Source organism: Amycolatopsis sp. WAC 04182 (genome assembly GCF_003947465.1).
In the GTDB taxonomy this organism is placed as follows: Bacteria; Actinomycetota; Actinomycetes; order Mycobacteriales; family Pseudonocardiaceae; genus Amycolatopsis.
The window spans coordinates 1,060,207-1,072,679 of record NZ_QHJJ01000001.1 but is presented as its reverse complement, the minus strand read 5'-3'; the positions used below and the strand labels follow the sequence as shown (position 1 = coordinate 1,072,679).

At 69.8% G+C, this 12,473-nt stretch carries 9 protein-coding genes; 4 read left to right on the top strand and 5 right to left on the bottom strand.

Annotated elements, in window-relative coordinates:
• Positions 1-64: 64 nt before the first annotated feature.
• Positions 65-2,359: a hypothetical protein gene (locus tag DMH01_RS05420; protein ID WP_233621431.1), complete on the bottom strand. Its 2,295-nt coding sequence runs from the start codon at positions 2,357-2,359 to the stop codon at positions 65-67.
• Positions 2,360-2,451: 92 nt separating this feature from the next.
• Between DMH01_RS05420 and ahcY the strand changes: the two genes are divergently transcribed.
• Positions 2,452-3,924: an adenosylhomocysteinase gene (ahcY, locus tag DMH01_RS05415; protein ID WP_125673975.1), complete on the top strand. Its 1,473-nt coding sequence runs from the start codon at positions 2,452-2,454 to the stop codon at positions 3,922-3,924.
• A gap of 63 nt (positions 3,925-3,987) precedes the next feature.
• Here ahcY and DMH01_RS05410 read toward each other — a convergent pair whose 3' ends face one another.
• A complete protein-coding gene (locus DMH01_RS05410) occupies positions 3,988-5,022 on the bottom strand; it encodes a hypothetical protein (RefSeq protein WP_125673974.1) in 1,035 nt (344 codons plus the stop codon).
• A 250-nt stretch (positions 5,023-5,272) separates the two neighbouring features.
• On the opposite strand from DMH01_RS05410, the gene DMH01_RS05405 reads away from it, so the two are divergent.
• From DMH01_RS05405 to DMH01_RS05395, 3 genes are all read left to right on the top strand, one after another.
• A complete protein-coding gene (locus DMH01_RS05405) occupies positions 5,273-5,842 on the top strand; it encodes a papain-like cysteine protease family protein (protein ID WP_125674349.1) in 570 nt (189 codons plus the stop codon).
• Positions 5,839-6,606 carry a hypothetical protein gene (locus tag DMH01_RS05400; protein WP_125673973.1) on the top strand — a complete coding sequence of 256 codons (768 nt, stop codon included), beginning with the start codon at positions 5,839-5,841 and terminating at the stop codon, positions 6,604-6,606. Before DMH01_RS05405 ends, DMH01_RS05400 begins: the two co-directional genes overlap by 4 nt.
• An 84-nt stretch (positions 6,607-6,690) precedes the next feature.
• Positions 6,691-7,323 carry a dTMP kinase gene (locus DMH01_RS05395; protein WP_199745390.1) on the top strand — a complete coding sequence of 211 codons (633 nt, stop codon included), beginning with the start codon at positions 6,691-6,693 and terminating at the stop codon, positions 7,321-7,323.
• Positions 7,324-7,696: 373 nt separating this feature from the next.
• Here the strand turns inward: DMH01_RS05395 and DMH01_RS05390 are convergent, their stop codons facing one another.
• From DMH01_RS05390 to DMH01_RS05380, 3 genes are read right to left on the bottom strand one after another with little or no spacing between them, the layout of a single operon-like run.
• On the bottom strand, positions 7,697-8,800 hold the full coding sequence (locus DMH01_RS05390; RefSeq protein WP_125673971.1) for an aromatic ring-hydroxylating dioxygenase subunit alpha: 1,104 nt from the start codon (positions 8,798-8,800) through the stop codon (positions 7,697-7,699).
• Positions 8,797-9,942: an N-methyl-L-tryptophan oxidase gene (solA, locus tag DMH01_RS05385; RefSeq protein WP_125673970.1), complete on the bottom strand. Its 1,146-nt coding sequence runs from the start codon at positions 9,940-9,942 to the stop codon at positions 8,797-8,799. The genes DMH01_RS05390 and solA overlap by 4 nt, the downstream gene beginning before the upstream one ends.
• The gene (locus DMH01_RS05380) at positions 9,939-12,377 is read right to left on the bottom strand and encodes an FAD-dependent oxidoreductase (RefSeq protein WP_125673969.1); all 2,439 of its coding nucleotides are present in this window, start codon (positions 12,375-12,377) and stop codon (positions 9,939-9,941) included. The genes solA and DMH01_RS05380 overlap by 4 nt, the downstream gene beginning before the upstream one ends.
• Between the last annotated feature and the right edge of the window lie 96 nt (positions 12,378-12,473).

Genomic DNA, 12,473 nt, shown 5'->3' with positions numbered 1-12,473 from the left:
AGCTGGTTGCGCGTGAAGGCCCCCTTCCCTCGGCTCAGCCGAGGGAAGGGGGCCTTCACGCGCTTCAGCGCATCTGGGGGAAGTCCCCGAACAGCGATCCCTGCTCGCCCCACTGGTTCTTCGGGCGAGGCCTGCCGAGGCCGGCGGCCATCGCGACGGCGTTGTCCCATTCGGCGTCGACGACGTAGTCCGTGTGCTTGAGGACCCCCGGCGCCCAGCGGTGGCGTCCGGTCGGTCCGCGCATCGGGTCCGGCAGCCAGTGGTCGCCGCCGAGCACGAGGACGCCCTGATCGTCGGCCTCGGCGGCCAGCGGCCCGGTCCCGCCGCCGGGCAGGTAGCCGTCGCCCAGCAGTTTCCCGGACACCACGCGATGCCGCCATGTCGTGACGCCGCCGCCGAAGATGTCCGTGCCGCGGCACAGCGCGCGCCAGCGGCCGTCGAGGTCTTCGTACAGTCCGGCCAGCTGCGCCTGGGGCAGCATCGCGGGGAAGGCGCGCTGGTAACCCCATTGCAGCGGCGACCCCGCGGTCAGCAGCCCGACCCGGTCGCGGTCCTCCGGCGGGAGATCGGCGATCACGCGGGCCGCGGCGAGCACGGTCAGCAGGCTGCCGAGGTTGTAGCCGGAGAGCACGACCCTCGTGCCCGGATCGGCCAGATGTTCCTTGACCCGGTCCGCGAGTTCCGGGACGACCTTGAGCGCGTAGCTCGGCGGGACGGTCGGATGGGCGGCACGCGGCCAGAAGCACACGAGATCCGCCAGCGCGCCGAGGTGACGGCTGCGTTTGGGGGTCGTCGCGGCGGCGAACACGACGCGCAGCAGCCCCGCCGCCATCGCGCCGAGCGCGAACACGCCGATCGCGGAGAGGGGCTTGAACCAGCCCGGCAGCGGGCCGAAACCGAAGCGCAGCACCAGGAGCGCCCCGCCGCCCGCCGCCATCGCCAGCGCCACCGTGAGCGCGAGATGGTGCAGATGCTTGCGTTCCCACGAGGCGCGGGCCCAGGCGCTCGCGGCTTCCTCTTCCTGCGCCTTGTCGATCTCCATCAGCGCGACGATCTTCGGGATGCCGCGGCGCAGGCGTCGCAGCGGGACGGCGACCGCGAAGCCCAGCACGCCGAGCACGACGGCGAGCGCGAGACCGGCGCCCCACAGCACCGTCACGAGCGCGTAGGTGTCGGGCAGCCGGAGTTCGTTCGCGCCGACCAGCTGCCGCAGCGCGACCGCGAGACCCGCGCCGAAGCCGCCACCGAGGAGGCCGGCCAGCGCGACGACCGGCGCCGCCGCCCAGCCGCCGAGCCAGGGCCGCAGCCGGTGCGGCAGGTGCTTCCACGTCGGCCGTCCGAGCAGGGCCGCCGGGACGAGGATCAGCGCGAACAGCACGGTCACCGCGACCATCGCCGCTCCCAGCGCCTCGACCGTCCCGTCCGCTCCGCCGAGTCCGCCGCCCGGAAGCCCCGCGGGCAGCGGCGTCCGGCGCACGACGGTGATCCCGACCAGGACGACGGCGATCCCGATCAGCCCGCCCCGGATCACCGGCCCGGCCGAGAAACCGACCGTCGAGGCCACCAGCGTGGCGAGGACGAGGGCCAGCGCGCAGATCCAGACGATCAGGTCGAACGTCGCGGACGGCAGCCGGAACGGCCCGCCGAGCAACGGAAGCGCGACACAGGTCAAGGCGGCGACGGTGTGGAGAGTGCGCAGGCCGGGCGTCCGCGGCAGGTCCTGTGGTTGCAGCGGGCTCGAACTGGGGACGCGGTGCAGCCTGTTCCGCGATCGCCAGTCCGACGACGGGATCCGGTCGAGCACGAAGATCAGCGCCAGCAGCGGCAGCACCCCGATCGCCGTCCGCAGCGGTGCGAACTCCCGCAGGAACGACGGCGCTCCTTCGAGACAGGTCGAACCCGGCGCGAGGCACTGCGCGGCGAAAAGGTCGAGCGAGACCACGGCGAGCTGGCTGATCAGCAACATCGTCAGCAACAGTGAGGCCACCCGCAGCAGACCTCGGCACACCGCGCCGAGCAGCGCCGCGAAGCGCTTGCCCTCCGGGACCGGCGGCAGCATCCAATGCGCGACGTTCGCCAGCGAGAACGGGAACAGCAGCGCCCAGGTCGCCTTCGCCGCGCCCCCGGAGGTCATCCCGCTCCACAGGTAGCCTTCGAGGATGCGCGGGATCGAACGGCCGAGCGCGGGCAGCACCGGACCGGGAGCGGGACGGCGCAGCCGGTCCGACGGCCGGATCAGCCTGCCGATCCCGTCGCCCGCGACGTCGACCACCGACGTCGAATCCAGCAGGCTTTCACCGCTCGTGCCCACTAGCCCGGGTACGCGTATTTCGACGACGCGGGTATCGGGACCCGGCATGACCACGGTGAAGGCCTCCAAACCGTTCCAGTGGGCTTTGAGCCGACAACGGTACTGTTCCGATGTCATCCAACCTTGGAGGAAGCGCGCATATGACCCCCGAAAGCGTTGCCAAGCGGCACGACACCCGCAACGGCATCGAGTTCGCCGTCGCCGATCTCGAGGCCGCCGAGTTCGGCCGCAAGGAGATCCGCCTCGCCGAGCACGAGATGCCGGGCCTGATGGCGCTGCGCCGCGAGTACGCCGAGGTCTATCCCCTGCGGGGAGCCCGGGTTTCGGGCTCGCTGCACATGACCGTACAGACCGCGGTCCTGATCGAAACCCTCGTCGCGCTGGGGGCGGAGGTGCGCTGGGCCTCCTGCAACATCTTCTCCACCCAGGACCACGCCGCCGCGGCGGTCGTCGTCGGCCCGCACGGCACCGCCGAGGAGCCCAAGGGTGTCCCGGTGTTCGCCTGGAAGGGCGAGTCGCTGGAGGAGTACTGGTGGTGCACCGAGCGGATGCTGACCTGGGACGGTGAAGGTCCCAACATGATCCTCGACGACGGCGGCGACGCCACCATGCTGGTGCACAAGGGAACCGAGTTCGAGAAGGCCGGGGTCGTCCCCGCTCCGGACGAGAACACCTCGGACGAGTTCCGCGTGTTCCTGCAGCTGCTGAGCGCCTCCGTCGCGGCCGACACCGGCAAATGGACCAAGATCGGCGAAGGCATCCGCGGTGTCACCGAGGAGACCACCACCGGCGTGCTGCGGCTCTACCAGCTCGCCGCGGCCGGTGAGCTGCTGTTCCCGGCGATCAACGTGAACGACGCGGTGACCAAGTCGAAGTTCGACAACCGCTACGGCATCCGGCACTCGCTGATCGACGGCATCAACCGCGGCACCGACGTCCTCATCGGCGGCAAGGTCGCGGTCGTCTGCGGGTACGGCGACGTCGGCAAGGGTGCCGCGGAATCGCTGCGCGGCCAGGGCGCGCGGGTGATCGTCACCGAGATCGACCCGATCTGCGCGCTGCAGGCGGCGATGGACGGCTACCAGGTCAAGAAGCTGGAGAACGTCCTCGGCGAGGCCGACATCATCATCACGACGACCGGCAACAAGGACGTCGTGCTCGTCGAGCACATGGCGAAGATGAAGCACCAGGCGATCCTGGGCAACATCGGCCACTTCGACAACGAGCTCGACATGGCGGGCCTGCAGCGTTACCCGGGCATCCGGCGCATCAACATCAAGCCGCAGGTCGACGAGTGGGTGTTCCCCGACGGCAAGAGCATCATCGTGCTGTCCGAGGGCCGCCTGCTGAACCTGGGCAACGCGACCGGGCACCCGTCGTTCGTGATGTCGAACAGCTTCTCCAACCAGGTGATCGCGCAGATCGAGCTGTTCACCAAGCACGAGGAGTACGACAAGGAGGTCTTCCGCCTCCCGAAGAAGCTCGACGAGAAGGTCGCGAAGATCCACCTCGACGCGCTCGGCGGTGAGCTCACGAAGCTGACCAAGGATCAGGCCGAATACATCGACGTGGACGTCGAAGGTCCGTTCAAGACCGACCACTACCGGTACTGACGGCTGCGATGAAAGGCCCCTTCATCGCAAAATTTGCCATGAAGGGGCCTTTCATCGCACGCGCTAGCGCCACTCGACCTCGATGCCGGCCAGCCCCGGTCCGGCGTCGCTGAAGAAACCACTGGTCACGCCGCCCATGTCGAGGGGCAGTTCCTCGGACTCGACGGGCACGGCGTCGTCGCGCGTCCGGAACTGCCGGGTGCAGCGGGCGGGCAGCGCGCCGAGCGCGAACTTCAGCTGCACCAGGTAGCTCGAACACTGGTCCCGCAGCATGCGGAAGTACCCCGGCGACGCGGTGCCGGAGTCGTCGCGGACCTCGAAGCAGAACACGTGGATCTCGCCCTCGGCGAGCTTCCGGTCGAAGAGCAGTTCGGTGGCCATCGTCTCGGCCCCGGCGTTGCGCCGGATCCGGCCGACGCGGCACCCCTCGGCGGTGATCAGCTCGACGTCGCCGATGTTGCAGCCGGGGTCGCCGTTGTAGACGGTGACGTACCGGTCCGGGCCGTGCCGCCGGGCCCGGCACACCAGCCGGGTCTGGAGGCCGACCTGCCGGTGCGCGGCGTCGAAGGTGATCGTGTCGTGCACCGAGAGCATCTCGAGGTCGGCGTTGTAGCGGTTGGACGACGGGTACGCGCCCAGTTCGGCCAGCAACTGGTCGACGATCGAACCCATGTCGCCGGACCGGATGTCGTGGAACGACGCGGCCATCTGGTGCCCGCGCGCCCGCGCCGTCCGCGGCCCGATCAGCACGACGAGCGCGTCCGGGGGCAGTTGCAGCACCGATTCCAGCGCACGCACCGCGGGGATCGCCTTGGGCACCTCCGGCTGCCGCAAGCCGCGCTGCCAGTAGCTCAACGTCGACTGTCCGATTTGGACACCGCGGAGCCCGAGGTGGGCGCGGAGCCGGGCGAGCGACAGGCCGCGGTACGCGATCGCCTGCCGGAGCGCGTGATGGAATTCGCCGCTCCGGAGGGCCTCGACGAGTTCTTTGGGCAAGGCTTCGAGCGGTTGACGGCGCGTGCCGTCGATGATCGTCGGGGTGTCATCGTTCGCGGCATGCGTTCCCGCCGAGAACGTATCGGCACCGTCTCGTGTCACCGCTCGTCCCTTCACCAGACCAGTGTGTGCGCTGAGCGTGAACACCGCGGAACGTTCACGTTAGCAGCGCACTGTGAACACTACGTCCCCCGTTCGGGGTGGTTGACCCCGGAAGAGTGACCGTTCCGGGGTGTGGAAACGCCCCGGAACGGTCCGTTCCGCCGAGTGCCCATCTTGCTCTGTGTGAGCCTGCTGTTCACCGTTGTGACCACATTGGTTCGCCATGGTGACCAGGAGGCCCGTCGTGCCTGTGTTCTCGAGGAGGTTTTGCGCCGCCGGCGCCGCGAGTCTCGTGGCGTGGCTGGCGATCCAGACCCCGGCGAGCGCGCTGCCCTCGCCGCCTGCCCGCCAGAACCCCATCGCCATGCAGGCGCAGGAGAAGTCCCAGTGGTGCTGGGTGGCTTCCGGCAACACCATCGCGGCACACCACGGCGTGACCGTCACTCAGAACGAATTCTGCCGGATCGCCCACGACGAGCGCCGCCGGGAGTGCGCCGACAAGCCGGGAACGCTGGGCGACGTCCGGCGTGCCTTCGGCAAGCTCGGCTTCTCGGCCCCGGGGAACTACCTCAAGGGCCGCCTCCCCTACGCCGCCGTCCAGGCCCAGACCGGCGACGGCAAGCCCGTCCAGACGCGGGTCGGCTGGGCCTCGGGCGGCGGCCACATGCACGTCCTCTACGGCCACGACGCCGGTCGGAAGTGGATCTCGTGGGGGGATCCACTGCCCACCGGCAACCGCTACAACTGGTCGACCTACGACTTCTACGCGGCGAACAAGTCCTTCACCTGGACCCACACGCTCACCGGGATCCGGCGATGAGCGCGCGGCGGTTCCTCGGGCTCGCCGGGCTGGTCGCGGTCGCGCTGCTGGTCTCCGCGCCCGGAGCGCGCGCGGATCACCTCTCCGGTGAAGATCTCGCGGCCGCGAAGGCGGCTGCCGACGACCCCACGCTGCGTGCCGAAATCGGTCGCTTCTTCACGCAGACGGGTGGTTCGAGTCAGACGCCGTCGGTGCGCGTCGTCGACGAATCCTTCCCCGTTTACGAGCTTTCGAGGGATTTCGTCGCCGGTGACGGCGCGGTCGCCGGGAGGCTCGCCTACGTCGCGGTGCCGGTGACCGCGTCCGACGGGCGGACCGCGACCGTCTGGTCGGTCCGCGGCGACGACGGTGTCTGGCGCGTCGGCAACATCGCGTCGGGCGACCGGGAAAGCGAACTGGCCAAGAGGCTGCCCGCCGGCGCGACGCTGCTCCACGAACCCCAGGTCGACGCCTGGTACGCGCTGCGCGACGGCCGGGTGACCCTGCTCGACCCGGGTGCCAGCGGCCACGCGACCGGGGCCTCGGCCACCCTCGCGGAGTACCAGAAGACCGTCTCCGGCCGGTACGGCGCCATGCTCGCGAACTCGCCGTACGCCCAGGAGGGCAAGGCCGGCGGCTACAACGCCCAGGTGATGCCCCGCGGCGACGGTGGCCCCGCGCCCGACGCGCAGGACACCGGTTTCGTGCCGCTGCTGATCTTCGGCGGCTTGCTCCTCATCGGTGTCGCCGGCTTCTTCCTGCACTCGAAGAGGCGCGTCCCCTAGCGGACCGGTGGGCCGGACGTGAGCTGACCCCGTCTGGCCCGCCGGTCGACCACCGCCCCGTAATCTGGGCCGGTGGGACGACTCGTGGTGATCGAAGGTCTGGACGGCGCGGGCAAGCGCACCCTCGCCGACGCGCTGACCGGCGCGCTGAACGCGGCCGGGGCGAGCGTCACGTCCATCGCGTTCCCGCGATACGGCGATAGCGTGCACGCCGACCTCGTGAAGGAAGCGTTGCACCGCGGCCACGGCGACCTCGCCGACTCCGTCTACGGCATGGCGATGCTCTACGCGCTCGACCGGCGAGGCGCGGCCGACGAGATCCGCGCCCGCCTCGGAGACCACGACGTCGTGCTGCTCGACCGGTACGTCGCGTCGAACGCGGCGTACGGCGCGGCCCGGCTCCACCAAGGCGCGGACGGCGAGTTCGTGCGCTGGCTCAAGGAGCTGGAGATCGACCGGTTCGGCTTGCCGGTGCCCGTCGCGCATCTGCTGCTCCGGGTCACCGCCGACGTCGCCGCCGACCGCGCGCAGCGCCGCGCGGAGAGCGACGCCGACCGCGCGCGGGATTCCTTTGAGACCGACGACGCGCTCCAGAAGCGGTGCTCGGTGGTCTACGACGAGCTCGCCGCGACGGGCTGGCTCGCGCCCTGGCACGTCCTCGACGGCGTCGCCGGTGTCGACACCTCGGCTCTCGCCACCTCCCTCCTCCGCGTTTAGTCCGCTGTCCTGCAAGTCCTGTTCGCGGGCGGGCCGGCGGTGGGCTGAAGGCTCCCTTCGCCGCGTCTGATGCAGTGAAAGAAGCCTTCGCCTCCGGTCGCCGGGGGGTCGTGAGTGGCGATTTCGCGCTGGGAGGGATGGCACGCGTGGTCGTGTCGTCCGTCCAGTCACGCGTGTCGTCCGCCGGATCACGCGTGTCGTCCGATCCGGTCACGAGACCTGCCCCCTTCGGTACCTGCGCCTCTTCCTCCACCGCAGGGGTCGCGCTGGGTGAAGCGTCCCGCCGGACGTTGCGAAAGCCACTTTCGCAACCTTCAACGTTGCGAAAGTGGCTTTCGCAACGTCGGAGGTGACCAGGTAGGTACTACCGCGTTCAGTCCTCTAAATGCGCGAGTAGCCAGGAGTGGAACTCGCCGATGTGGTGTTCGGACGGCATCAGCACCCCACCGCCGCGGTAGGCGCGGGACGCCATCGCGGGCTGGCAGCGTTCGCAGGCGTCGAAATCCTGCTCGTTGACGCGGTGGAACAACTCCACCGACCGTGACACGTCCCGCCCCGACGCCACGACCTCCTCGGAATACAGCCAGTCGCATTCGACGACCGTCCGGTCCGGCGCGAGCGGGTACATCCGGTGGAAGATCACGTGGTCCGGCACCAGGTTCACGAAGACCTGCGGCCGGATGGTGATCGCGTAGTACCGCCTGTCCTGTTCGTTCGCGACACCGTCGAGCCGGTCGAAGCCGGTCGTGCCGTCGATGGTGAAGCCGTCCACGGCCTCGCCGAACTCGGCGCCGTGCCCGACGTAGTACTGCGCCGCGTACCCGTCGGCGAACTCCGGCAGTACCTCGGTCAGTTCCGGGTGGATGGTCGCGCAGTGATAGCACTCCATGAAGTTCTCGACGATCAGTTTCCAGTTCGCCTTGACGTCGTAGGTGATCCGGCGCCCGACCGACAGCCGGTCGAGGCCGTAGCGCTCGATCGACTCCAGATCGCCCAGCCGTTCCCGCACCGCGCCTTCGACGTCGGCTTCGAACGACGGCGGATCCGCGGCGAGGCAGACCCAGGCGTAACCCAGCCATTCGCGCAGGTGCACGGTGTGCAGCCCGTACTCGGAGCGGTCGATGTCGGGAAGGTTCGCCAGGTTCGGCGCCGCGATCAGCTTGCCGTCGAGCCCGTACGTCCACGCGTGGTACGGACACTGGAACGCGCGTTTCACCGTGCCCGACTCCTCGGTGCACAGCCGGGCCCCGCGATGGCGGCAGACGTTGAGGAACGCCCGCAATCCGCCGTCCCGGCCGCGGCTGACGAGCACGCTCTCCCGTCCGATCCGGACGGTCCGGAAGTCGCCGGCCGACGGCAGATCCGCCGCCCGAACCGCGCAGAACCACTGGCGCTCGAAGATCTTTTCCTGCTCCGCCGCGAAGATCGCGGGGTCGGTGTAGTAGCCGCCGCTCAGCGTGGGAATGAGGCTCGTCATCTCGGGACTCCGGCGAACCGGGCGGGATCGAACAGGGCGACCGGATGCCCGGTCGTGCCGTCCACGACCAGGTCGGCGAGGATCTCGCCGACCACCGGGACGAACTTGAAGCCGTGCCCGGAGAACCCGCAGGCGACCACCACGCGTTCGTGCGCGGGATGGCGGGAGATGACGAAGTGCTCGTCGGGCGTGTTCGTGTACATACAGGTCGCCCCGCGCAGGAAAGCGCCGGGCAGGGACGGCATCTTCCGCCCGACGAACTCCGAGATCTCTTCGACCTCTTCGGGGTGCACCGTCCGGTCGATGGTCTCCGGCGTGCACGTCCGGCCCCCGCGGAAGAACGCGACCTTCACGCTCCCGGCGTCGTCGTGCGAGGGGAAACCGTAGAACTGGCGGCCGTTCCCGCCTTCCCAGACGTAGATCGGATGCCGTCCGGCGCGGAACGGCCCGGCCCCGCCCGACGGCGCGAACCAGTACTGGACCTGGCGTTCGACGGTGAAGCCGATGCCGAGTTCGGCGAGCAGTTCCGGCGCCCACGCGCCGGGGCAGATCACCAGCTGGTCCGCCGTGTAGAAGTTCTGGGACGTCCCCACCCGGACACCGGTGGACGTCTCACGCCACGAAAGGACCTTCTCTTCGTGGTGCAGCTCCGCCCCGGCTCGCGCGGCGAGCTGGAGATGCGCGGCCACACTGCTTTCCGGCACGACGAACCCGGCGTTCTCCTCGTACAGGGCGATCTCGTGATCGTCCGGGTTCATCGTCGGGAATCGGCGCCGGATCTCCGCCGCGTCCAGCAGCTCGTGCGGCAGCTCCCATTTCCGGGCGCTGGCCAGGCTTCCCGCCACCGTCCTGGAGTCGGGGCCGCCGAGCATGATCCCGCCGCACCGGGTGAAGATCTTCCGGCCGGAGTCGCGTTCGACCCCGTCCCACAGTTCGTGCGCCCGCAGCAGGAGCGGGACGTACGCGGGGTCCTCGAAGTACGCCTGCCGGGTGATCCGCGAGCCGCCGTGGCTGGACCCGAGGTTGTGCACGGGCGCGAAGCGGTCGATGCCCAGCACGCGCTGCCCTCGCCGGGCGAGCCGGTACGCCGCGGCGCTGCCCATCCCGCCGAGGCCGATGACGATGACGTCGTAGTGGCTCATGCGGCGCTCCTGATCCGGTTCATCCCGGGGTCGAACATCGGTTCACTCGCGACGACGGCGGGGATCCGCTCGCCGAAGTATTCGATCTCCAGCGGCCTGCCCGGCTGGGTGAACTCCACCGGAAGCCAGGCGTAGGCGATGTTCTTGCCGACGGTGTAGCCGTACGCGGCGCTCGTGACGTACCCGGCGGGACGGCCGTCGGCGAACACCGGCTCCTTGCCGAGCACGACCGAGTGCGGATCGTCGACGGTGAGACAGGTCAGTTTCCTGGTCACCGTTTCCGCCGAGCAACCGGCCAGCGCGTCCCTCCCGATGAAGTAACCCTTGTCCATCCGCACGGCGAAACCGAGCCCGGCCTCGTACGGATCGTGCTCGGCGGTGACGTCCGTTCCCCACAGCCGGTATCCCTTCTCCAGCCGCATACTGGAGAAGGCCTCCCGGCCGGCGGCGATGATCCCGTGCGCCTGCCCGGCTTCCCAGAGCGTGTCCCACAACCGGCGGCCGAGATCCGCGCTCGTGTACAGCTCCCAGCCGAGTTCGCCCACATAGGACAGTCGCATCGCGGTCACCGGCACCAGGCCGACGTACGCTTGCTTCGTCTTGAAGTAGCCCATCGCCTTGTGCGAGAAGTCCGTTGTGGACAGTGGCTGGAGCACGGCCCTGGCGAGCGGGCCCCAGAGCCCGATGCAGCAGGTGCCCGGGGTGGTCTCGTGGATCTGCGCGGCGCCGTCGCCGGGGAGATGCCGCCGCAGCCAGTCGATGTCGATCGCGCTGTTGACGCCGACCTGGAACCTTTCGGCGCCGAGCCGGGCGACGGTCAAGTCGCTGCGCACGCCGCCGTCCTCGTCGAGCAACAGCGTGTAGGTGACCGAACCGGGCTTCTTGTCGAGCTGGTTCGTGGTCATCGTCTGCAGGAACGGCAACGCGCCGGGGCCGGTGACCTCCACCCGTTTCAGCGACGTCATGTCGAACATCGCGACCCGTTGCCGCGCGACCAGCGCTTCGGCGCCGCCGATCGGCGACCAGTACCGCCCGGCCCAGTCGTTGCGCTCCGGGACGAGGCCGACCTCCGGGAGATCCGCGTTCGCCTCGTACCAGTGCGGACGTTCCCAGCCGCTCGCTTCGAGGAAGAACGCGCCGAGCTCCTGCTGCCTTTCGTAGAAGGGACTGGTGCGCAGCGGCCGCGGTTCTTCCATGGGCTGCAAGGGATGGACGACGTCGTAGACCTCGGTGAAGCTCTGGCAGCTGCGCGCCATGACGTAGTCCGGGGCGAGCTGCACGCGCTCGAACCGGGCGAGGTCGCAGCCGTGCAGATCCACGCCGGGCTGGCCGTCGACGAGCCACCGCGCCATGGCGTGCGCGACTCCGGCCGAATGCGTGATCCACACGGCTTCGGCGACCCAGAAGCCGTCGAGGTCCGGATGCTCACCCAGCAGCGGCATGCCGTCCGGGGTGAAGGAGAACAGGCCGTTGATGCCTTCCTCGACCTTGGTCTCGCCCAGCGACGGCAGCAGGTCGACGGCGGCGGCCCAGGACGGCTCGAAGTCCGCGGGGGTGAACGCGAGCTCCGACGGCATCCCCTCGCCGGTGCCGATCTCGTGGGGAGGCAAGGGCATCGGCCGGTGCCCGTACGCGCCGATGCCGATCCGGTCGACGTGCTCGCGGAAGTAGAGGTCGGCGTCCTGGTGCCGCAGGATCGGCCGCGTGGCCTCCTCGGTCACGCCGGCGAGGGACGGCAGCGGGCTGGTGCGCGCGTACTGGTGCGCCATCGGAACCAACGGGATCGCGAGGTCCACCAGTTCGCCGAGCAACGGCCCCCACATCCCGGCGCACGACAGCACGATGTCCGCGCGGAAGCTCCCGGTCCCGGTGGTGACACCGGTGACGCGGCCACCCGACCGTTCGATGCCGACGACCTTCTGGTGCGCGAGGAACTTCGCGCCGCGCGCGATCGCACGGCGTGCTTGCGCCTCGGCGGCGCGCAGGGGTTTGGCCAGGCCGTCGGAGGGGATGTGGAATCCGCCGAGCACCTTGGCCGGATCGAGCAGCGGATGCAGCGCGGCGCATTCGTCCGGATCGACGAGCCTGCTTTCGACGCCCGACGCGGTGGCCCAGCCGTGCCGCCGTTCGAGGTCGGCGAGGCGCTCCGGTGTCGTGGCCACCTCCAGCCCGCCGACGGGCCGGAAGCACGGGTTGCCGTCGAGATCGAGCGCGCCGTACTTCGCGACGGTGTACGCGGCGAACCCGGTCATCGTGCGGCAGGAGTTGGTCTGGAAGACCAGACCGGGTGCGTGCGAACTCGACCCGCCGGTGGTGAACAGGTCGCCCTGGTCCAGCACGGTGAGGTCGGTCCAGCCTCGTTCGGTGAGCTCGTCGGCGAGCGCGCAGCCGACGATGCCGGCGCCGATCACGACGACGCGGGGTCCTGGGGGCATGGTGCGGGGTACCTCCTGCCTGCCCTGGAGAGTCCACAAAGGACACGAGGGCATCGGGGTGACAGGCGCTGTTGCGGATGAGGCACGTTGTTCCGT

Coding starts and splice junctions, on each gene's coding strand:
- ahcY (WP_125673975.1), top strand. CDS start 2,452: ATGACCCCCGAAAGCGTTGCCAAGCGGCACGACACCCGCAACGGCATC.
- solA (WP_125673970.1), bottom strand. CDS start 9,942: ATGAGCCACTACGACGTCATCGTCATCGGCCTCGGCGGGATGGGCAGC.
- DMH01_RS05380 (WP_125673969.1), bottom strand. CDS start 12,377: ATGCCCCCAGGACCCCGCGTCGTCGTGATCGGCGCCGGCATCGTCGGC.
- DMH01_RS05400 (WP_125673973.1), top strand. CDS start 5,839: ATGAGCGCGCGGCGGTTCCTCGGGCTCGCCGGGCTGGTCGCGGTCGCG.
- DMH01_RS05420 (WP_233621431.1), bottom strand. CDS start 2,359: ATGCCGGGTCCCGATACCCGCGTCGTCGAAATACGCGTACCCGGGCTA.
- DMH01_RS05390 (WP_125673971.1), bottom strand. CDS start 8,800: ATGACGAGCCTCATTCCCACGCTGAGCGGCGGCTACTACACCGACCCC.